This window comes from Ideonella paludis, from assembly GCF_018069865.1.
GTDB classification, from domain to species: Bacteria; Pseudomonadota; Gammaproteobacteria; order Burkholderiales; family Burkholderiaceae_C; genus Ideonella; species Ideonella paludis.
Map to the genome: position 1 here is coordinate 867,023 of NZ_JAGQDG010000001.1, position 21,202 is coordinate 888,224.

A 21,202-nucleotide genomic window follows, 5' to 3' on the forward strand; every position below is an offset into this window, starting at 1 on the left:
GATGGACCGCCGTACGTTTTCGGGCTTAGCCCTGGGCTCGGCTGTCACCGGCCCGCTGTGGGCGCAGCCTGCTGCCGCAGCCAAGAAGAAGGTCTTGCGCTATGCCTTCAGGGCCCCGGAGTCCACCCTAGACCCGGTCAAGGCCTCGGACATTTATTCGCGCACCATCACCGCCCATATTTTTGAATCGCTCTACACCTACGACCACCTCGCGCGGCCGGTGAAGTTCAAGCCCTTGCTGGCCGCGGGCATGCCGGAGCATGACGAGGGCTATCGGGTCTGGCGCGTCAAGCTGCGCTCGGGCATCTACTTCCCCAGCGATGCGGCCTTCAAAGGGCAGCGCCGCGAGGTGGTGGCCGAGGACTTGGTCTATGCGATGAAGCGCTTTGCGGACCCCAAGAACGTCAGCCCGGTCTGGGGTTTCATCGACAGCTTCAAGTTCCTGGGCTTGGCCGAGCTGCGCCAAAAGGCCATGGACCAGAAGACCGCCTTTGACTACGACACGCCCATCCCGGGCGTGCGGGCGCTGGACAAGACCACCATTGAATACCGCATGGCGCAGCCGCGTCCGCGCTTCATTGAGTTTTTGGCCGCCAGTGACTTGTTCGGTGCGGTGGCCCGTGAGGTGGTCGAGCACTACGGCGCGGACATCGATAAACACCCCGTCGGCACCGGCCCTTTCAAGCTGACCGAATGGCGGCGTGCGTCCCTGATCGTGCTGGAGCGCAACCCCGAGTACCGCGAGCACTTCTACGACGCCGAGCCCGCGCCCGATGACGCGGAAGGCCAGGCCATGCTGGCCAAGTTCAAAGGCCGGCGCCTGCCCATGATCGACCGCGTCGAGCTGTCCATCATTCAAGAGAGTCAGCCGCGCTGGCTGTCCTTCTTGAACGAAGAACACAACCTCATTCAAGAGGTGCCACCGGAGTTCATCAGCCAGGCTATGCCCAATGGCCAGATTGCACCGCACCTCCAGAAGCGGGGCGTGAGGGGCCAGCGCGTCTTGATGCCCGACAACGCCTACACCATGTTCAACCTGGAGGATGAGGTGGTGGGCGGCTACACGCCGGAGCGCGTGGCGCTGCGCCGCGCCATTGCGCTGGGCATGGATGTGGAGCGCGAGATTCGCCTGACCCAACATGGCCAGGCGGTGATCGCCCAGGCCTCGGTCGCACCGCAGACCACCTCTTACGACCCTCAGTTCCGCTCGGCCATGAGCGAGTACAACCCCACCAAGGCCAAGGCCCTGCTGGAGATGTACGGCTATGTGGACCGCAATGGGGACGGCTGGCGTGAGCAGCCTAACGGCCAACCCTTGGTCTTGAACTGGAGCATGGAGGACGACCAGCGTGGCCGTCAGCGTTCAGAGATTTGGCTCAAGGACATGAAGGCCATTGGCTTGAAGGTGGAGTTCAAAACCGGCAAATGGCCCGAGTTGCTGAAGGCCGCCCGAGCCGGTAACTTTCAAGTCTGGCAGGTGGGTGGGCAATCGGCCTCTCCCGACAGCCAGGGCTCTTTGCAGCGCTATGACGGCAGCCAGGTGGGTGGGCAGAACCTGGCCCGCTTCAAGCGGCCGGAGATGGATGCGATCTACACCAAGCTCTCTGAAATGCCCGATGGACCAGAGCGCGACAAGCTGTTTGTGGAAGCCTTTCGCATCGGCACGGTGTGGATGCCCTACAAGATCCGCTATCACTCGGTGCGGGCCGACCTCTTCCACAAAGGCGTCACGGGCTATCGCCGCCCCGTGTTCTGGCAAGAGTTTTGGCACTACGTGGACGTCGAGTCCTGACCCTTTGGTTCACCCGCAGACGCGCTATGGATAGACGTACATTTTCTGGGCTGGCCCTGGGCTCAGCCCTTGTCGGCCCTGGCTTGTCAGAGGCCTTGGCGCAAGCCAAGCCGGGCCCCAAAGTCTTGCGCTATGCCTTTCCGGTGGCCGAGACGGGCTTTGACCCGGTGCAGGTCTCAGACACCTACTCACGCACGGTCACCGACCACATTTTTGAAGGCCTCTACCAGTACGACTACTTGGCGCGTCCCTACAAGGTCAAGCCTTGTTTGGCTGACGGCATGCCTGAAGTCTCCGAGGACTTTCGCACCTGGACCATTCGGCTCAAGCGCGGCGTCTTTTTTGCCCAAGACGCCGCCTTTAAAGGCCAGCGGCGCGAGGTGGTGGCGCAGGACTTCGTCTACGCCTTCAAGCGCTATTACGACCCCAAGACCAAGAGCCCGAACTTCCCGACTTTGCGGGAAGCGGGGATTCTGGGCTTGGAGGCCCTGCGCGAAGCGGCACTCAAGAGCCAGCGGTTTGACTATGACGCTCCGGTGGAAGGCCTGCAGGCCTTGGACAGCCACACCTTGCGCATCAAGCTGGCAGCCCCGCGGCCGCGCTTCCTCTATTACCTGGCGGCCGGTGATATCTACGGTGCGGTCGCGCGCGAGGTGGTCGAGCATTACGGCGACAACATCATGGCCCATCCGGTGGGCACCGGTCCGTTCAAGCTGGTGATCTGGCGGCGGGGCTCCTTGATCGTCTTGGAGCGTAACCCTGATTATCGGGAGGCCTACTTTGACGCTGAGCCCAACGCCGATGATGAGGAAGGCCAAGCTTGGCTGAAGCAGCTCAAGGGCCGGCGTCTGCCCATCATCGACCGCGTAGAGGTTTCGATCATCGAGGAATCCCAACCACGCTGGTTGGCCTTCTTGAATCGACAGTTTGATTTGGTGGCCGTGCCCTTGGAGTTTTCTTCGGTGGCCGTGCCGCAGGGCCGGCTGGCGCCCAATTTGGCCAAACAGGGCGTTCGTCTGGGGCGCCAACTGCTGCCTGATCGGGTGCTGTATTACTTCAATATGGAAGACCCGGTGGTGGGCGGCTATACCCCTGAAAGGGTGGCGCTGCGCCGCGCCATTGGCCTGGCCACTGACCTGGCTGCAGAGATCCGCTTGGTGCGGCGCGACCAAGCCATCCCGGCGCAGACCATGGTGGCCCCCTACACCTGGGGCTATGACCCCAAGCTCAAAACCGAGAACAGCGACTACGACTTGGCCCGCGCCAAGGCCTTGCTCGACCTCTATGGTTGGACCGACCGCGACGGCGACGGCTGGCGCGAGCAGCCCGATGGCTCGCCCCTGGTGCTGGAGTACGCGAGCCAGCCCGATGCGATTTCACGCTCCATGGACGAGGTCTGGAAAAAGAACATGGATGCGCTGGGCATCCGTGTCGATATCAAGCTGGGCAAATGGCCCGAGCAGCTCAAAGCGGCCCGGGCGGGCAAGCTGCAGATTTGGCTGCTGGCTTACACGGCCACCAACCCCGATGTGCAGGATGCCTTGGACATTCTGTTTGGCCCGTCCTCGGGGGCGCAGAACTTGGCGCGTTTCAAGCTGGACGCCTATGACGAGGTCTGCCGCCGCATGCAGGCCTTGCCCGATGGCCCTGAGCGCTTGGCCCTGCTGCGGCAGGCCCAAAAGCTGGTGCTGGCCTACGCGCCGCACAAGTACACGGTGCACCGCATCGCCAACGACCTGACCCATCGGCACTTGGTGGGATATCGCCGCCCCGCCTTTGGGCGGCAGTTCTGGCACTACGTCGACATCGAGCCCAAGGCCGCTGACAGGACCTAGTCACTCAGCCGCGTGACCCCCGGCAGCTTGCAGGCATAGACGGCGTTGCGCAGCGCGGCAATGGCTTCGTAGCGCGTGAAACTGCGGCGCCAGGCCAGCACCACGCGGCGGGTGGGCACCGGGTCTTCAAAGGGGATGTAGACCACATGCGTCTGGGCTTCAGCGGGCACGGAGAGCTGGGGCACCACGGTCAGGCCCATGCCGGCGGCGACCATGTGTTTGATGGTCTCCAGCGAGGAGCCCTCAAAGCTCTTTTTGATGCCCTCGGCGTCGCTGGAGAAGCGCGCAAACTCGGGGCAGACCTCCAGCACTTGGTCGCGGAAGCAATGGCCCGTGCCCAGCAGGAGCATGGTCTCTTGCTTGAGCCGCTCGGCGCTGATGCGCTTCATCTTGGCCAAGGGGTGGGTCTTGGGCACGGCCACCATGAAGGGCTCGTCATAGAGCGGCGCCACGGCCAAGCCGGCATCCGGAAAGGGCTCGGCCATGATGGCGCAGTCCAACTCGCCCAAGCGCAGCATGTCCAGCAGACGCACGGTGAACTGCTCTTGCAGCATCAAGGGCATTTGCGGCGTGCGCGCAATGGTGTTGCGCACCAAGTCGGGCAGCAGATAGGGGCCGATGGTGTAGATCAGCCCTAAGCGCAGCGGACCGGAGAGCGGGTCTTTGCCGCGCTTGGCGATCTCGCGGATACCCTGGGCCATTTCGATGACCTGTTGGGCTTGGCGCACGATGTCCTCACCCAAGGGGGTAGCGCTGACTTCATTGCCGCCACGCTCGAAGATCTTCACGTCCAGCTCTTCTTCGAGCTTTTTGATGGCCACCGACAAGGTGGGCTGGGAGACAAAGCAGGCTTCGGCAGCTCGGCCAAAGTGGCGCTCGCGGGCCACGGCGACGATGTAACGTAACTCAGTCAGGGTCATGACATGGGATTGTGCAGGGATTTGCGCTGAACTCGAATCGCTGTGGAGCTGATCCTCTAGGGGCTGTTCACACGAGATCAATGAGGCCGTGTGGGGCGCCAAAGCGCTACGGGCCCCGAGCCGCAAGCTCGGGGCCTGTCTCGATCAGGCTCAGTTCACGTTCACGGCGCTCCAAGCCGCTTTGACCCCTTGGGTCTGAGCGGAGCTGGCGCCGAACAAGTCGCTCGATGCGCTGATCATCGCGGCACGCGCCTGTGCAAAGTTGGTGTTGCTGGTCATGTAGACCGTCAAGGCCCGGTAGTAGATGGCCGTGGCGTCCAAGTGGCCGATACCGGTCACGGTGGCGCTGCCGGTCGCGACGCGGGTGTCCGAGGCTTGGCAGGTCGGCGAGGCGGGGCCGCCAGCGGGGCGGCTGCCCTCAGCCAAGATGTAGAACATGTGGTTGGCCACGCCCGACGAGTAGTGCACATCGATGTTGCCGACGCCGCTGTAATAGCAATCGGCCGAGCTGCCGTCGACACTGGGCTGAATCATGTTGCGGAAGGGGCTGCCGTTGAGCGGCTCCTCACCGATCAGGTAGTCCGCCGGGTCGCTGGCATTGTTGGCAAAGCGCTCGACCATGGCGCCCATGATGTCCGAGGTGGCTTCGTTCAGCCCGCCCGACTCTCCTGAATAGATCAGGCCGGCCGTGTTGCTGGTCACACCGTGGGTCATTTCATGCCCCGCCACATCCAAAGACACCAAGGCGCCGTTGCCTGCACCGGCTTGGTTGGTGTAGGTCATGCAGAAGCAGCCGTCATCCCAGAAGGCGTTGTAGAGCGCGCCGCCCCAGTTGCTGGCGTGGACGCGCGATTTGCCGCCGCGCCCGTCGTCGGCAATGCCACTGCGGCCAAAACGGGTCTTGTAGAAGTCCCAGGTGGTGGCGAAGCCGTAGGCCGCATCCACACCGTCGCTCTGCGACTTATTGCCTTGCACCCCTGTGCCCCAGGCGTTGTCGGCATCCTTCATGACTTGGCTCTTGGGGTTGCCGAAGTAGGCGTCTTTGCCCTTGAGGTCATGGGTTTCGTGGTTGCCGCGGGTGGTATCCCGCAGGGCAAAACCGCCGGTGCTCAGGCTGTCTGTATTCAGCGTGACCGTGCCCACGTACAGGCTCTTGCCGGTGCCCACGGCGGCGGCGGTGTGCAGGTCATCCCAGCGGTCCAGCACGCGGCCGCTGTGGGCGTCGACCACGATGTGGCTGCGGCTGGGCGCGCCATTGGCCAAGGTGCCACTCACGCTCACGTCATAAGCCAGGCGTGGCTTGAGGCCGCGCGCATAGACGGCCAATTGAGCCTGCGGTGGCAACTGCACCTCGCCCCCGAAGGCGGCGCGCGCCGCCACCACGGCTTGCTCGCTGTCCAAGGTGGCAGCGGTGCCCAGCTGGGGGGCAGCGCGCAGCGTTTGCGAGAGCTTGCGCAAGGTGCCCGAAGCACGGCTGTGCACCACCACATCGCCCCCAATCACCGGCAGATCTTGGTAGCGGCGGGCAAAGCGCACATGCTCGCTGCCATCGGCATCCACGATCAAGTCACGGGGGCTGTAGTCGTGCCCAGCGCCGGCGAGGCTGCGGGCATTCTCGGCCTGCAAATGGTTCAGCGCGCGTTGCACCGCGGGGTGGTCCGCTTGCGGCGGGGCGGCCAAAGCAGCGGTAACGCTCAATGCCAGGGTGGCCAGCGCCAGGGGCTTGACGGTGAAATGGGGGGTCATGGGGCAGTCCTTATTGGGCTGTGCCAGAAAGTGGCGACAGCGGGTTTATGGCGTTCTGAGCGCATGCGGCACCCAGTGACCCCAGTATCGATAAGGCGACGCTCCTGCACACTCCCCCGCCCGTGGGAAGGGAATGCTCTTCCCTAGCTGATGCAACAAGATGTGCAGGAATGCCGGGGAGGTATCGCTTCAGGCCTGCAGGTAATCCAGGTGGCCGCCGTGCCAGCGCCGCACCTGCGCCATGGCGGCGTGGGGGTGGCGCTCCCACATCAGCTTGGCAGCGGCCTGGGCGCGCTGCACCAGGGCCTGGTCTTCGTGCAAGTCGGCAAAGCGCAGCAGGGCGTCCCCCGACTGGCGCTCGCCGAGAAACTCGCCGGGGCCGCGGATCTCCAGGTCGCGCCGGGCGATCTCAAAGCCGTCGGTGGTCTCGATCATGGCCTTGAGCCGCGCCTTGCCCGACACCGACAGCGGCGGCGTGTGCAGCAGCACGCACACGCTGGCGGCCGCCCCCCGCCCGACGCGGCCGCGCAGCTGGTGCAACTGCGCCAAGCCAAAGCGCTCGGCGTGCTCGATCACCATCAGGCTGGCGTTGGGCACATCCACGCCCACTTCGATCACCGTGGTGGCCACGAGCAGCCCCATGCGGCCTTCTTTGAACTCGGCCATCACCGCGGCCTTCTCGGCCGCGGGCATGCGCCCATGCAGCAGGCCCACGGTGACTTGGGGCAGGGCGGCGGCCAAGGCCTCGTGGGTGGCTTGGGCGTTTTGCAGGTCCAGGGTTTCGGACTCTTCAATCAGCGGGCAGACCCAGTAGGCCTGGCGGCCGCGCTCGATCTCTTCGGCCACCCGCGCCACCACATCGTCGCGCCGCGCATCGGTGAACACCTTGGTCAAGATGGGCGTGCGGCCAGGGGGCAGCTCATCAATGGTGCTGACGTCCAAGTCGGCGAAGTGGGTCATGGCCAGGGTGCGCGGAATGGGTGTGGCCGTCATCATCAGCAAGTGGGGTTCCAGCACGCCGGCATCATCTGGGGCGGGGGCGGACAGGTGCTGGCGCAAGGCCAAGCGCTGGGCCACGCCAAAGCGGTGCTGCTCATCCACGATGGCCAGGCCTAAGCGCGCGAACTTGACGTCTGCTTGAATGACCGCATGCGTGCCCACCACCAGCAGCGCCTGGCCGCTGGCAATCGCATCTAAGTGGGCTTGGCGCACCTTGCCTTTGCGGCTGCCGCTGAGCCAGGCCACGCTGATGCCCAGGGGCTCCAGCCATTGCACCAGCTTGGCAAAGTGCTGCTCGGCCAAGATTTCGGTGGGGGCCATCAGCGCGCACTGCCAGCCCGCGCCCATGGCCACGGTGGCGGCCAGCGCAGCGACCACGGTTTTGCCCGCCCCCACATCGCCTTGCAGCAGGCGGTGCATGGGCTGGGCGCGGCCCAGGTCGGCGCTGATCTCGGCCACCACCCGCTGCTGCGCGGCGGTCAGGCCAAAGGGCAGCACGGTCAAGAGGCGCTGGCTCAAGCTGTGAGCCTGCTCGGCCTGCGGCTTGTCGAGCAGTTGCGGCGCGCGGCGTGCGGCGCGCTCCAGCCGGGCCTGCCACTGTGAGAGCTGCTGGGCCAGCAGCTCCTCAAACTTGAGCCGCTGCCAGGCGGGGTGGGTGCGCTCTTCCAGTGCTGCCAGCGCCGTGCGCGGCGGCGGGTGGTGCAGCACCTGCAGCGCGTCGCGCAGCAGCGGCAAGCCCGGAGGCACCAGCTCGGGCGGGATGACCTCGTGCAAATTCGCCCGCTGTAAGCCCGCCGCCACGGCCTTGCGCAAATAGCTTTGCGGCAACTGGGCCGAAGCTGGGTAGACCGGCGTCAGCGTCTCGGCCAGCGGCGCGCCGGGCACCACGGCTTTGAAGGTGGGGTGCACCATCTCGCGGCCGAAGAACCCGTGCCGCACTTCGCCACGCACGCGCACCACCTGCCCCACCGCCAAGCTCTTTTGGTGCGAAGGGTAGAAATTCACAAAGCGCAGCACCAGCTCGTCGCCGGCCTCATCCAGCAACCTCACCACCAGTTGGCGGCGCGGCCGCAGCTCGACTTTGCACTCGCGCACCGTGCCTTCGACCTGGGCCGTGTCGCCGGCGTGCACGTCTGCCAGCGGGGTCAGGCGGGTTTCATCTTCATAGCGCAGCGGCAGGTGCAGGGCCAGGGCCACGGGGTGCGTCAGCCCCAGCTTCTGCAAGGCCTTGGCCGGGGCCGACAGCGTGCGCGCTGGCGCTGCTGCGGGGGGGGCGGCTGGGGCAGAGGCCGGTGGCGTGGACGCGCGGGGCATGGCGGCGATTATGCTGGATGAAAACCCAGCTCAATTCATCTTAACCACTGAATCATTTGCTGGCTGACTTGAGCCGAGTGGAGCAAGTCCAAGTGCCCGGTGTTCCAGACGGTCAGGCAGCGCTCAGGCTCAAAGGCCAGGCGTTGCGCGCTGCGGCGGTGCCAGCCCAAGGCGCTGTCCAGCGGCACCAGGCCGTCGCCCAGCAGCCGCTCGGCCAGGCGTGCCGGCTTGCCTGCGCGGGGAGCGCCGCTCAGGCAGGCGGCCACCGCATGGCAGCGCAGGCCCGTGGGCAAGGGCAGGTGCGCAGGCGGGCGCAGCACGGTGCCGTGGCGCAGGTCCATGATGCCCGCACTGCGCCACTGGCCCACTTGAGCCAGCGGGGCGGTGTAGGGTGTTTGCGCCAGGAGCAGGTCCAGGCCGTGGCCGGCCTTCTCCAGGGGCGCGCCGTGGTGCGGGCTGCCCAGGCAGATCAGGTCGCTGCAGGCCTTCACCCAGCGCTGCTGCGCTGGTGGCCCCGCGTGCAAGGCGCTGCGCAGCACCAGCCCGCCCATGCTGTGACCCAGCAGCACCAGGCGCTCGACGGCGTGTGGCCATGCCGCCAGCAAAGCCTCCAACTGCTGGGCCAGATCGGCGCCGTTGTGGGCAATGGGCAGTCCGGTGTTGTAGCGCAGGTAGACGGGCGTGAAGCCCAGGGCTTGCGCCAGCGCAGCACCGTGGTCGTGGCCTGTGTGCCGCCATTGGCCGTCATGCATGCACAGGCCGTGCACCAATACCAACACCTTGGAGGTGCACCCTTTATCCCTCAAGGTGCGCTGTAGAAGGGCGGGCTCTGAGGGCAAGGTCTGGCCGTCCATGCGCCACTGCATCGGGGTGGCCAGTGGGTTTTGGCTGGCCTGCAGATGGTCACCGAGCACGCCATTCAGGGCGGCGATCAAGGCATCGCGCTGCGGGCTATTTGGGGCTTGGGCCTCACCCTCGGGCAGCAGGTGCAGCAGCGCCTCGACACCGCCGCCGACAAAGCGAGCTACGCTGCGCACTGAGCGGTAGATCAGCCGTGTCAGGCCTTGGGTTTGGCCCGGTGTCGCGGGGTGTTCCGGCCAAGGGCTGATGCGCGCATGCATGCCCTCGACCACGTCGGTCACGCGGGTGGTGGCCTGGGTGAGCAGGCGGGCTGCGCCGCGCAGGTCGGCCGCCCGCAGGGGCCAGCGGCGCCGTGTCAATTACAAGAGCAGCGCAAGGGCCACTCCCGCAAAAGACAGGCAGATGGCCACCATATAGCGCTGAAAAGTCTGGTGGTAGTAGACCCCCGCTGTCGCGGCGTCATAACGGTTGTTGAGCAGGCGATAGAGCACATGCAGCATCAACAGGATGGCGCTGACAAAGGTGACCACGATGATCCAGTCGGCCATGGATTGGATTTGGTGCTCTTGTTGGTCATCAATGGCCCATTGGCCCAGGAAGTTGAGCAAAAAGCCCAGCACGATGCCCAGCGAGGTCACCATCGGTTGCCGAAAATCTTTGATGTCGTGGTGGGGGGTCTCGTCCGCCAAGGGTCTCTCCGTCAGGTCGCAGGCACATGCAAGGTGACGCAGTGTATGCCGCCGCCACCCCCCGCGATGGCATCGATGTTCAGCGGCACGAGCACTCGGCCCGGAAAGAGGCTGGCCAGCAGGTCTTGGGCATAGCGATCCGCCACACGGTCACCAAACTCCGGCAAGAGCACCGCGCCGTTGAGGGTGATGAAGTTGACATAGCCCGGCGCAAAGTCTGGATTGCCGGTGGTGAACTTGTTTCGGCGGGGCTTCAGCGGCGGTGGCAGGGTGTGGATTTGCAGCGTGCGTCCGTCGGCGTCGGTGGCGGCTTGCAAGATGTCCAGGTGGGTACGGGTGAGGGCATAGTCATAGGACTGGGGGTCGTTGTCCAGGTTGGCAATCACCACGCCAGGGCGCACAAAGCGGGCATAGAAGTCGACATGGGCATCGGTGATGTCTTTGCCGCGGATGCCCGGCAGCCAAATGATTTTTCTCAGGCCGAGTTGCCACATCAGTTCCGCCTCGATGTCGTCGCGGCTCCAACCTGGGTTGCGGTTGGGGTTGACCCAACTGCTCTCACAGAGGATGGCGGTGCCTGCGCCATCGACCTCGATGCCGCCGCCTTCTCCCACCAAGGCGCTGCGCATCCAGTGGCTCTGGATGGCGGCACTCAAGGTGCTGGCCACCTGAGCGTCTTGCCGATGGGTTTGCTTGCGGCCCCAGCCATTGAAGTTCAGGTCCACCGTGCCCAGGCTCTGTGCTTGCGCCTGCCGCACCATCAAGCCACCCGTGTCACGCACCCAAATGTCGTCCAGCGGGCTGATGACATAGCGCGTGTTGGTCAGCCCGCACTTCTCTTGGGCCAGCGCCAGTTGAGAGGCGCGACACAAGACCGTGACGGGCTGAAAGGCCGACATGGCGCGGGCCAGTCGCCCCACTGCGTTCTGCACATCGGCCGTCCATGCGCCCCAGATGGCGGGCTTGGCACCAAAGGCCACCGTGACACTGGCTTGAGGCCCATGCTCGTCGGGCATGAACCAGGCGCTGCTCGGGGCTGCCTGGGCCGCCAACGCGGGCCAAGCACCCAGGGCCAAGCCGGCCTGCAGCAGGCCTCGTCTCGATACTGTCATGGGAGTTCCTTAACGGGATTCTTGTTGGGTGGCGCAGTGGATGCCACCGCCGCCTGCGGCAATGCCATCAATGTTGATGGCCACGATCTTTCGACCTGGGAAGTGCGCTGCGAGGGTGCGCTGTGCCTGGGCATCGGCGCGGGGGTCGCCGAACTCGGGGGTGATCACCGCGCCGTTGCACACATAGAAGTTGATGTAGCCGGCGGTGAAGTCATTGCTGTCAAAAGCGGGGCGCACTTTGGTCGGCGCCTCGATGGTGCTGACCTGAAGGCTTTGGCCCGAGGCATCTTTGGCCCGCCGCAAGATGGCCGCATGCTCGCGCGTGACGGCATGGTCGTAAGACTGCGGGTCAGGGTCGAGATGGGCCAAGACAGCGCCGGGGCGACTGAAGCGGGCATAGAAGTCGGTGTGGCCGTCGGTGATGTCCTCACCCGCAATGCCAGGCAACCAAATGATGTGGCGAATGCCGAGCAAACGTTGCAACTCGTCGGCCACGTCTTGCCGGCTCAGGCCGGGGTTGCGGTTGGCGTTGAGCACGCAGCTCTCGGTGATGATGGCCGTGCCGTGGCCGTCCACCTCAATGCCGCCGCCCTCCAACACCAACTCGGTGTCTAGGCGGGGCACCCCAGCGCTTTGGCACACACGCTCCGCCACCAAGGCGTCTTGCGCGTTGGCTTGCTTGTCGCCCCAGCCATTGAAATTGAAGTCCACCCCGGCCCGCTGGCCTTGGGGCCCTTGCACGAACACGGGGCCGGTGTCGCGGATCCAAAGGTCATCCAGCCCAGCCTCCAAGAGACTGACCTGAGGCCTGAGACGCGGCGCGACGCTCGCCCGCTCTTCGGGCCTGACCAGCAGCGTGACGGGCTCAAACTGGGCGATGGTGTTGGCCAGCGTGATGAGGTTGTCTTGCACCACCGGCAGCAGGCGCTTGCCCCAGACCTGACGGCTGGCCCCATAAGCCATCCAGGTGCGGCGGTGGGGCTCGGCCTCGTCGGGCATACGCCAAGGCCCCTCAGCAGGCTTGGCGCTGCTGGATGAACCGAGCCATCCAGCGCCAAATGCCAGCAGGGCTTGGCCAAGGGTGCGTCTGGTCATGGGCTGGGGACGTGGTGGGATGAACATGTCGGCATCGTGCCATGCGGACTTCCTGAACGGAAATGGCATATTCAGGCCTGTTCAATCTAAAAAATTCATACCTTGTTCACTTCCGCGATTCCTTCCCTGCGCTGGCTGCAAGGCTTTGAGGCGGTGGCCCGCCTGGGCAACGTCACCCGGGCTGCCGAAGCCTTGTTCATCTCTCAATCGGCCGTCAGCCACCAGATCGCGCAGCTCGAAGCCCATCTGGGGCAGCCCTTGTTCCGCCGTGTGGGACGGGGCATGGAGCTGACGATGGCGGGCGAGTTCTTGCTCGACACCGTGGGCAAGGCGCTGGACCACATTCGCTCAGGCCTCGGCCGATTGGACACCTATCTGGATGCTCAACTGCTGACCATCGTCTGCCCGGCGGACATTGCGCAGGGCTGGCTGCAGGCGCGCCTGCACAGCCTGCAAGCGCAGCTTCCGAACCTCTGCCCGGTGGTCTCGGTGGATGAAACGGCACGCTATGTGGACCAGGTGGATGTCGATGTGGTCATCAGCCGCAGCCCGCTACAGCAAGCGGGTTTGACGGAGCGAGTCTTGTTTGACGATGCCTTGGTGGCGGTGTGCACGCCGGCCCTTGCCGCCGCGCTGGCGCAGAGCCCCCAGCCCGGAGGCTTCATCTGCCTGGAGGGCGATGCGATGTCGGCCACCGTCGGGCCGCACCTACGGCAGCACTTTGCGGGTTGGTCGCGACGCGGCATGTTTGATGACGCCCGGCTCTTGCTGGATGCGGCGCTTCGCGGCCTTGGCGTGGCCGTGCTGTCCCGTGCGGTGGCGAGCGAGGCCTTGGCGCAGGGGCGTTTGCAATGCTGGCCAGGCTTTGCGCCTTTGCCCAATGGCTCGCTGTGGCTTGCGCAGGCCCAAGAGCCGCGCTCAGCCTTGATCGAGCAGGTGGTGGCCCATCTGCTCAGCGAAACTCCTTGACGCCCGTCACCATCGCGCGGACCAAGCCCACGCGTTCGCGTTGGCCCATCACCAGCGCGGCGGCGGCGTGCAATCCCGCGGCGGCCAAGAGGCTGTTGGCCAGGGCTTGATGCAGGTCTTGCAGCCACTCTTCGCCCCAGAAGGCGTCGGTGCCCTGCAGAAAGCCGGTGACCCCCAAGCCCAGCACCAGGGCCATCAGCGCCAACATCATCAGCGCGCCCAAGGGGTTGTGGCCCAGATGGCGCGGCGGCTCGCCCGCCCGCAAGGCCTGCCAATGGGCTCGCAGCCGAGCCGGGGTGGGAAAGAAGTCCGCAAAGCGGGCGTGGCGGCTGCCGATGAAGCCCCAGACGATGCGGGCCAGCACCAGGGCACTGGCCAGATAGCCCGTCCAGGTGTGCGCGGTCTCGCCCGCCTCCAGCACGAACTGGTTCAACAGCACGCAGCTGACCAAGCTCCAGTGAAAGACGCGCACAAAGCGGTCCCACACTTTGACGGGCGTGGGGCCGCTGTCGGGCGGGCTCGCCTCGGGGTCCGCAGGCAGGGTCGGGGTGGCGTTCATCGCTGGCCGCTGGGTTTACTTCTGTTCCAGGATGGCGGCGGTGATGGGGTCGAAGTAGATCTCGACCTTCTTGCCGGCCTTGTCAAAGCCATAGATCTCGTAGCACTTGCCCTTGCTGACCTTGAAGGTCTTGATGTCGTAGCCCTGCTGTTGCAGCTTGGCTTTGAAGTCGGCTTCCTTCATCCACTGGGCTTCAGGGGCGGTGCAGGTGGGGCCGGCGAAGGTGGCGGTGGCGGCGAGGCACAGGGCGGCAGCAGTGAACAGTGATTTCATGATCTCTTCCTGGTTTGGGGTGACGGGACGGGACATCCATCTCGCTGCTCCGCATTGGGCCTGGGAGAGATTAAGCACGCATTAAATCAATGTGCGCTTTGCACATATTAACAAGGCGTGGAGAGTGTCCGCCTTAAAAGTGAGTAAACACTTTTGTTTTAGCGCCCTCAACCGCGACCATCTCGACGGGCAAGCCGCTGAGCACCGCGGTGCCCGAGAGCGGGTCACGCTGGTTCTCGTCCAGCAAGGCGTTGAGGTTGACGCCAGGCCGCTGGGCCGCCAGCTGCAGCTGCGTGCCCGGCAGGTCATGGCCCCAGCCATGCGGCAGGCTGACCACGCCGGGCATCATCTCGCTGCTCAGGCTGACCTGGGCGTCGATGTGCTGTGCGCCCTGCGACGTGCGGGTGCTGAGGCGCACCAGCGCCCCCTCGGCCAGCCCCAAGCGCGCCGCATCGGCCGGGTGGACCAGCGCCGTGCAGCGCATCGGCCCCTTGGCCAGCGTGGGCAGGTTGTGCATCCAGCTGTTGTTGCTGCGTGCATCGCGCCGGCCGATGATGACCAGCTCGGGCGTGGGCTGCTGCAGGTCGGCCAGGGCGCGGGGCAGGTCGGCCAGCAGGGCGGCTGGCGCCATCTCGATCAGGCCGCTGGGGGTCATCAGCATCTCGGGCAGGCGCGGCTGCAAGGGCCCTAAGTCGATGCCACCGCTGGGGCCGCTGGCTTGGACCTTAGCCAGCGTCAGGCCGTCGGGCTGTTGGCCAAACTGATCACCATAGGGGCCGGTGCGCAAGGCCACGTCCAGCAGGCGATCCGGCCCCCGCAAGCCCGCCGTGGCGGCCAGCACCGCCGGAGCCAGCGCGCCAAAACGGCGCTGCATGTCCTGGGCAAAGAGCTGGTCATCGAGCTGGGCTGCGGTGGCCGGCGTGGTGGCCTCGCCGGACGCGATGGCGGCCAGCCGCAGCAGGGTCTCCCAGTCCATCGCTTGCTCGGCGGCGGGTCCAAATACCGGCGCGCTGTAGCGGGCATGGTTGCGCCAGGAGAGCTGGGGGTAGGGCACGTCGTAGTGCAGGTCTTCCAGCGGCGAGGGCGCAGGCAGGATCACGTCGGCATGGCGCGTGGTCTCGTTCAGGTAGATGTCCATGCTGACCATGAAGTCCAACTGGCTCAGCGCCGCCGACAGGCGTGGCCCGTTGGGCGCAGAGAGCACCGGGTTGGTGGCCACGGTGATCAGGGCCTTGATCTGGCCCGCGCCGGGTGTCTCCATCTCTTCGGCCAGGCAGCCGATGGGCAGCTCGCCCATCACCTCGGGCGCCGCGCTGACCCGGCTGCTGAAGCGGCCCAGCGCCACGCCCCGGCCCTTGAGGGATTGGCCGGGCTGTGTGGCCGCAAGGTGGCTGGTGTTGAGCGCAAACGCGGCAGCCTTGGGGAACATCGCGCCACCGGGTTCGTCCAGGTGGCCGGTCAGCAGGTTGAGCAGGTCCACCAGCCAGGTGTTGAGCGCGCCATAGTGCTGGGTGCAGGTGCCAATGCGGGCATAGACGCTGGCGTGCGGGGTCTGCGCCAGTTGGCGCGCCAGCCCGCGCACGGTGTCGGCCGCGATGCCGCAGCGCGGGGCCACTACCTCGGGCGTGAAGGGCTGCACCGCTTCGCGCACCTGCTCCAAGCCTTGGGCCCACTCGGCCAAGCGGCCGAGTTGGACCAGCCCTTCTGCAAACAGCGTGTGCACCATGCCGAGCAGCAAAAACACGTCGGCACCGGGGCGGATGAAGAGGTGGGTGTCGGCCAGGGCGGCGGTTTCGGTGCGGCGTGGGTCGATCACCACCATCTGCCCGCCCCGCGCTTGCAAGGCCCGAGCCTTGGCCTTGAAGTTGGGCACCGTCCACATGCTGCCGTTGCTGACCACGGGGTTGGCCCCCAAGATCAGCAGAAAGTCGCAGCGCTCAATGTCGGGCACCGGCACACTCATCCACTGGCCAAACAGCAGGCCGCTGCTGAGGTGGCGCGGCATTTGGTCCAGCGTGGCGGCGGTGAAGATGTTGCGGCTGCCCAAGGCTTTGATCAGGCGCCCGAGGTAGAGCATCAGGCCGATCTTGTGCGAGGACGGATTACCCGCCACCAGGCCCACCGCGTCCCGCCCGTGGGCGGCCTGCACCGCGGGCAGGCGCTGGGCTATCTCGGCCCAGGCCTCTTCCCAGGTGGCTTCGACATGCCGACCGTTGCGCTTGATCATCGGTGTGCGCAGCCGGTCTGGGTCTTCATGCAGGTCTTTCAGCGCCACGCCCTTGGGGCAGATATAGCCCGCGCTGAAAACATCGTCGTCATGCCCGCGAATGCTGATGACCTTGCGGCCTTGCACCTGAACGGTCAGCCCGCAGCAGGCCTCGCACAGCGGGCAGATGCGGTGGTGCAGCGTGATGGGGGTGTCGGCGGTGGTGCTGTCCATGGCGGGCTTTCAGGCGTGGCGGCGATGAAGCCCAGTATTGAGGCAGTGCCGCTGGACTGTCCAGCACCGAGGTGACACCGCCTAAACCCAGGGCTGCGGCAATGCCTCATTCGCGATCGCCCGCTGCACGGCCGGCCGCGCCAACATGCGTTGCAAGTAAGGCCCCAGATGCGGCAGATCGCGTGCTGGCTGGCCAAAGTGCCGCGTCCAGCGGCAGAGCATGAAGGCCATGGCGTCGGCGGCGCTGTAGGCGTCGCCCAGGAGCCAAGGGCGGCCGTCGCTGAACTGCGCATCCAGCTGCTGCAGCAAGACGCCCACCCGGGCTTCGGCCTGGGCCTTGACCTCGGCGGCACCCGCCATATTGCCCGCGCTCACCCAGCGCTCGGGGTAGAAGTACACCATCAAGGTCGCCTGCAGAGTGTTCGTCAGCCAGACCAGCCACTTGTAGAACTCACTGCGCGCCGCGCTGCTCATGGGCGGGGCCAGGTGCGCGTCGGCATGGGTGTCCGCCAAGTGCAGCAGGATGGCGGCGGTCTCATAGAGCACCACCTCGCCGTCCTCCAAGACCGGGATCAGGCCATTCGGGTTGAGCTTGAGGTACTCGGTGGACTTGTGGGCGTTTTGCTCCCTGTCCACCAGCACGCGCTGGTAAGGCACGCCCAGCTCTTCCAAGACGATATGTGGCGCGAAACTGGCGGTGCTGGGGTAGTAGTGCAGACGAAGCATGGTGGTGTGGCGGCGTTGGCGCTGTGGGGCCGCCATGATCGCACCCTTGCTGAAGCGTGTCTGGCCGGCAAAGCAGGCCGTGCACTGTGCGCATTTGCGCGTCTCCTGTGACGCCCACGCCACAGCCCGTGCAAGACTTTGCGCAGCGCGGCTGACCCGCAGCGACAAGCGCACAGGCCCCACCCACAATCGCGCCCCAGACCCCACACCGCCTCCGGTGTTTCCTGCCACCTGCTCTGCCGATCACCATGACTGCCATGCGCCTCGCTGCTCGAATCCTCACCCTCCTGGTCGTGGTGCTGGGCACCAGCTTTGCATTGGCCTGGGCCTGGGATCACTCGGACCAGCAGCATCGCCTCGAAGCCCCGGTGCGCTAAAGTCCACCGAAGCCCTTTGAGGGCCAGGTGCGGCGTGTTGCCGCTCCGCTTCTCCTCCCCCAACCAGGAGCACCCATGAAGCGCGTGACCGGCATTGGCGGCATCTTCTTCAAAGCCCAAGACCCCAAGGCCTTGGGTGCTTGGTACAAAAAGCACCTGGGTATCGACGTGGAGGACTGGGGCGGCTTTGGTTTTCGCTGGAACTCCCCCGACAACCCTGAGGGCGTGGGCAGCACCATCTGGAGCCCATTTGCCGCAGACAGCGGCTACTTTGCGCCCAGCACGGCGCCCTTCATGATCAATTACCGGGTGCATGACCTGCACGCGCTCTTGGCCGCCCTGCGTGCCGAAGGCGTGACGGTGATGGACAAGGTGGAAGAGTCTGAGTTCGGCAAATTCGGCTGGGCCATCGATCCTGAAGGCAATAAGCTGGAACTCTGGCAGCCGCCTGCGGGGCAATAAACACAGGACTGACGCAAAACGGGCCGGGCGTTGTTGCTTCGGCTTGCCGTACCGGGCGTACTGTCTGCGCCTTCGCGCCTAGCCCTGCCCGCTTTGCGTCAGTCCTGCGGCAGCCGGGGTGCACCGGCGCGGTTCCGGTGCATTTCCTCATCCCTGCCAGGGGCAGCCGCCGAACAGGCTGCCGCGCACAGACGCAGGCTGGCAAAATCGTGCCCATCTCGATACAGGCCGGTCCAGCCTTTCGAGCCCCTGCCGCGCTGGCTTGCTCCTGAGCCTGGCGCTGAGCCTGCAGGGCTGCGGCCGGCACCGCCGCCATGCCACGCACCTTGCCTGCTGGCCACGTATTCACCGTGGCCGACTTCGACTTCACGCTCCCTCAAGAGCTGATCGCCCAACACCCCGCGCCCCAGCGCAGCGCCTCGCGCCTGCTGGACGGCCGTGGCCACCTGCCTGCCGACTTGGTGTTTCACCAGTTGCCCAGCCTGCTGGCGCCGGGCGACTTGATGATCTTCAACGACACCCGCGTCATCAAAGCCCGCTTGTTTGGCGAGAAGCCCACGGGCGGCAGCGTCGAGGCCCTGGTCGAGCGGGTGCTGCCAGCGACCGAGCCCGGTGGCGAGCCGCGTGAGGTCTGGGCTCATCTGCGGGCCAGCAAGTCGCCCCGGCCGGGCAGCAGCGTGCGCTTCTTTGCCCACAAGGACGAGCCCTCGGGCCCCGGTTTTGAGGCTGAAGTGCTGGGCCGCTGCGGGCCGGATGGCGGCCTCTTCCACCTGCGCTTCGAGGGCAACCCCTTCACCTTGCTGGAGGCGCACGGCCATGTGCCGCTGCCGCCCTATATCGAGCATGCGGACGACGCCGACGACGAGCGCCGCTACCAAACTGTGTTTGCCCGCGCCCCCGGTGCGGTGGCAGCACCCACCGCCGCGCTGCACTTTGATGAAGCGCTCTTGGCGGCTTTGGATGCGCGCGGCGTGCAGCGCGCCGCCGTCACCCTGCATGTCGGGGCTGGCACCTTCCAGCCGGTGCGGGTGGACAAGCTGAGCGAGCACCGCATGCACAGCGAATGGTTCGAGGTGCCTGAGGCCACCGTGCAGGCCATCCAGGCCGCTCGTGCTCGGGGCGGGCGCGTGGTCTCGGTGGGCACCACCGCGCTGCGTGCGCTGGAGAGCGCGGCTGCGCAGACCGACCCGCAAGGCCAGGCCCGCCACATTGCGCGCGCCTGCAGCGGCGAGACCGAGATCTTCATCACCCCCGGCTTCAACTTCCGCGTGGTGGACACCCTCATCACCAACTTCCACCTGCCCAAAAGCACCTTGATGATGCTGGTCAGCGCCCTGGCCGGCTACGAGCACGTGATGGCGCTCTACCGCCACGCCATCGAGGCCCGCTACCGCTTCTTCAGCTATGGCGACGCGATGATCTTGAATCGCAGCCCGCATGACTGACCGCCTGCAAGCCCTGGCCGCTGAAGCGCTGGCGGCCGCCCAAGCCGGGCGCCCCATCCCGCTGCTGAGCACCCGCCCAGGAGGGCTGAGCATGGCCGAGGCCTACACGGTGGCCCGGCACTTGCACCAGGGCCACTTGGCCTTGGGCCAGCGGCCGGTGGGCCGCAAGCTGGGGCTGACCTACCCGGCAGCATGGCCTGCCGGCATCACCGCGCCCCTGTGGGCGCCGCTTTATGCCCATACGGTGCAGCTTTTATCAAGCCACGAGGCGACCGTGGCCATGGGCACTTGGGTGGCGCCCAAGCTGGAGCCCGAGGTGGTGTTCCGCCTGCGCCATGCGCCGCGCAGCGCGGCCTTGGCCGATGTCGTGGACAGTGTGGACGCCGTCGCCCACGGCCTGGAGATCGTCACCTCGCCCTTCCCTGATTGGACCCACAGCCCCGCCGACAGCGTGGCCACCGGCGCCTGCCATGCTGCCTTGCTGGTGGCGCCCTGGCAGCCTTTGCCCAGCCTTGGGGCCGACCCGGTGGCGGCGCTGGCCCAGTTCAGCGTGAACGTGGTGTGCGATGGGCAACAGCGTGCGACCGGCACGCCCGAGCGCGTGATGGGCAGCCCACTGCGCGCGCTGATGGCCCTGGTGGACCTGCTGGCCCAGCAGCCCGACGCACCGCCCCTGCAAGCCGGGGAGATGATCACCACCGGCACCCTGTGCGTGGCCGAGCCCTTTGCGGTGGGGCAGCAGTGGCAGACCCAGTTTGAGGGCTTGGCTTTGCATGGTTTGACGCTGCGCTGCACCGCGTAGTGCGCAGGGCGGGGCGCCGGGCAGGGCACTCGCCTACACTGGGGCCACCATGGCCGCCAAATCTATTTCCACCTTGCTCGAAGACGTCCGCTTGCTCAGCGAAGAAGGCCATGCCCTGGTGCAGGCCGTCCGCGCCTTGGTGAAGCAGACCTTCGGCACTGTCGACGAAGAGGTCAAGTACGGCGGCATTCTCTTTGCCGTCGACGGCGTGTCATTCGCCGGCGTATTTGCCTACCGCCAGCATGTCTCGCTGGAGTTCGGCCAGGGTGCCGCCATCACCGACCCCTATGGTTTGTTGGAGGGCGCGGGCAAAGGCCGGCGCCATCTCAAGCTGCGTGGGCTTAGTGATCTGGCGGACAAGCAGGTGGCCGACTACCTGCCGCTGGCGCTGCAGGCAGCCAAGGGTTAGCCTGGGTCTGAGGGCGCGCCTCAAACAGGGGCGAGATGGCATCATCCCGTCCGTTGTTTTGGACTTCCGATCAAGCCCGTGAACCTCCGCCCCACTCCCCTCACCGCCGCTTTGGCAGGCATCGTGGCCGCTGTCGCCTGGCCCTATTTGTGGAGCCGCTTTGGTGGCGCGTCGTCCAGCGGCACCACCGAGCTGGTGGTCGGCACCTTGCTGGTGATTGCCTTGCCGGCCCACGCCTTTGTGGTGGGCATGGGGCCCTCCGGGTCGGCTGAGGGCCGCGGGGTGGACGCGGCCCTGCTCAAGCGCATTGGGGCTTGGTTGGCGGCCGCCTGCGCCGTGACCTTGCTGCGCCCTGTTCTGGGCCTGTGAAGAAAATT

The 21,202-nt window shown here is 66.1% G+C and carries 20 protein-coding genes; 9 read left to right on the plus strand and 11 right to left on the minus strand.

What is annotated here, in order from left to right; genetic code table 11:
* The first annotated feature begins 1 nt into the window (after position 1).
* The gene (locus KAK11_RS03985) at positions 2-1,792 is read left to right on the plus strand and encodes an ABC transporter substrate-binding protein (protein ID WP_210806367.1); all 1,791 of its coding nucleotides are present in this window, start codon (positions 2-4) and stop codon (positions 1,790-1,792) included.
* Between the two features lie 26 nt (positions 1,793-1,818).
* On the plus strand, positions 1,819-3,627 hold the full coding sequence (locus tag KAK11_RS03990; protein ID WP_210806369.1) for an ABC transporter substrate-binding protein: 1,809 nt from the start codon (positions 1,819-1,821) through the stop codon (positions 3,625-3,627).
* Here KAK11_RS03990 and KAK11_RS03995 read toward each other — a convergent pair.
* From KAK11_RS03995 to KAK11_RS04025, 7 genes are all read right to left on the minus strand, one after another.
* Positions 3,624-4,547 carry a LysR substrate-binding domain-containing protein gene (locus KAK11_RS03995; protein WP_210806371.1) on the minus strand — a complete coding sequence of 308 codons (924 nt, stop codon included), beginning with the start codon at positions 4,545-4,547 and terminating at the stop codon, positions 3,624-3,626. The genes KAK11_RS03990 and KAK11_RS03995 overlap by 4 nt on opposite strands.
* A 150-nt stretch (positions 4,548-4,697) precedes the next feature.
* Positions 4,698-6,293: a M4 family metallopeptidase gene (locus tag KAK11_RS04000; RefSeq protein WP_210806373.1), complete on the minus strand. Its 1,596-nt coding sequence runs from the start codon at positions 6,291-6,293 to the stop codon at positions 4,698-4,700.
* Positions 6,294-6,482: 189 nt separating this feature from the next.
* The gene (gene recG / locus KAK11_RS04005; protein ID WP_210806375.1) at positions 6,483-8,606 is read right to left on the minus strand and encodes an ATP-dependent DNA helicase RecG; all 2,124 of its coding nucleotides are present in this window, start codon (positions 8,604-8,606) and stop codon (positions 6,483-6,485) included.
* A 35-nt stretch (positions 8,607-8,641) separates the two neighbouring features.
* Complete coding sequence (locus KAK11_RS04010; RefSeq protein ID WP_246498264.1) at positions 8,642-9,826, minus strand: esterase/lipase family protein; 1,185 nt, start codon at positions 9,824-9,826, stop codon at positions 8,642-8,644.
* Positions 9,827-10,156, minus strand: a complete 330-nt coding sequence (locus KAK11_RS04015; RefSeq protein ID WP_210806377.1) for a hypothetical protein — start codon at positions 10,154-10,156, stop codon at positions 9,827-9,829. It lies immediately after the preceding gene.
* 11 nt (positions 10,157-10,167) lie between these two features.
* Positions 10,168-11,268 carry an agmatine deiminase family protein gene (locus tag KAK11_RS04020; protein WP_210806380.1) on the minus strand — a complete coding sequence of 367 codons (1,101 nt, stop codon included), beginning with the start codon at positions 11,266-11,268 and terminating at the stop codon, positions 10,168-10,170.
* A 9-nt stretch (positions 11,269-11,277) separates the two neighbouring features.
* The gene (locus KAK11_RS04025) at positions 11,278-12,363 is read right to left on the minus strand and encodes an agmatine deiminase family protein (protein WP_210806382.1); all 1,086 of its coding nucleotides are present in this window, start codon (positions 12,361-12,363) and stop codon (positions 11,278-11,280) included.
* Between the two features lie 102 nt (positions 12,364-12,465).
* Here KAK11_RS04025 and KAK11_RS04030 point away from each other — a divergent pair, with 102 nt between their 5' ends.
* Entirely contained in the window at positions 12,466-13,332 is an 867-nt protein-coding gene (locus tag KAK11_RS04030) for a LysR family transcriptional regulator (protein ID WP_210806384.1), read from the plus strand.
* On the opposite strand, the gene KAK11_RS04035 is transcribed toward KAK11_RS04030, so the two are convergent.
* The 4 genes from KAK11_RS04035 to KAK11_RS04050 all read right to left on the minus strand — a co-directional run bounded on the left by KAK11_RS04035 (position 13,316) and on the right by KAK11_RS04050 (position 17,330).
* Positions 13,316-13,891 (minus strand): cytochrome b/b6 domain-containing protein, encoded by a 576-nt coding sequence (locus KAK11_RS04035; RefSeq protein WP_210806386.1) that lies wholly within the window; start codon positions 13,889-13,891, stop codon positions 13,316-13,318. The two genes, KAK11_RS04030 and KAK11_RS04035, sit on opposite strands and share 17 nt — an antisense overlap.
* Positions 13,892-13,906: 15 nt before the next feature.
* Positions 13,907-14,164 (minus strand): PepSY domain-containing protein, encoded by a 258-nt coding sequence (locus KAK11_RS04040; RefSeq protein ID WP_210806388.1) that lies wholly within the window; start codon positions 14,162-14,164, stop codon positions 13,907-13,909.
* Positions 14,165-14,297: 133 nt separating this feature from the next.
* Positions 14,298-16,604, minus strand: coding sequence for a molybdopterin-dependent oxidoreductase (locus KAK11_RS04045; RefSeq protein WP_210806390.1), 2,307 nt, complete (start codon positions 16,602-16,604; stop codon positions 14,298-14,300).
* Between the two features lie 81 nt (positions 16,605-16,685).
* Positions 16,686-17,330, minus strand: coding sequence for a glutathione S-transferase family protein (locus KAK11_RS04050; RefSeq protein ID WP_210806667.1), 645 nt, complete (start codon positions 17,328-17,330; stop codon positions 16,686-16,688).
* Between the two features lie 248 nt (positions 17,331-17,578).
* Here KAK11_RS04050 and KAK11_RS22020 point away from each other — a divergent pair, with 248 nt between their 5' ends.
* From KAK11_RS22020 to KAK11_RS04075, 6 genes are all read left to right on the plus strand, one after another.
* Positions 17,579-17,707, plus strand: a complete 129-nt coding sequence (locus KAK11_RS22020) for a hypothetical protein (protein WP_259373519.1) — start codon at positions 17,579-17,581, stop codon at positions 17,705-17,707.
* A gap of 75 nt (positions 17,708-17,782) precedes the next feature.
* The gene (locus KAK11_RS04055; RefSeq protein ID WP_210806392.1) at positions 17,783-18,169 is read left to right on the plus strand and encodes a VOC family protein; all 387 of its coding nucleotides are present in this window, start codon (positions 17,783-17,785) and stop codon (positions 18,167-18,169) included.
* 314 nt (positions 18,170-18,483) lie between these two features.
* A complete protein-coding gene (gene queA, locus KAK11_RS04060) occupies positions 18,484-19,614 on the plus strand; it encodes a tRNA preQ1(34) S-adenosylmethionine ribosyltransferase-isomerase QueA (protein ID WP_210806394.1) in 1,131 nt (376 codons plus the stop codon).
* Entirely contained in the window at positions 19,607-20,416 is an 810-nt protein-coding gene (locus tag KAK11_RS04065; protein WP_210806396.1) for a 2-keto-4-pentenoate hydratase, read from the plus strand. Before queA ends, KAK11_RS04065 begins: the two co-directional genes overlap by 8 nt.
* Before the next feature lie 49 nt (positions 20,417-20,465).
* Positions 20,466-20,825, plus strand: coding sequence for a DUF1801 domain-containing protein (locus tag KAK11_RS04070; protein WP_210806398.1), 360 nt, complete (start codon positions 20,466-20,468; stop codon positions 20,823-20,825).
* Between the two features lie 78 nt (positions 20,826-20,903).
* Complete coding sequence (locus KAK11_RS04075; RefSeq protein ID WP_210806400.1) at positions 20,904-21,194, plus strand: hypothetical protein; 291 nt, start codon at positions 20,904-20,906, stop codon at positions 21,192-21,194.
* Positions 21,195-21,202 lie beyond the last annotated feature (8 nt).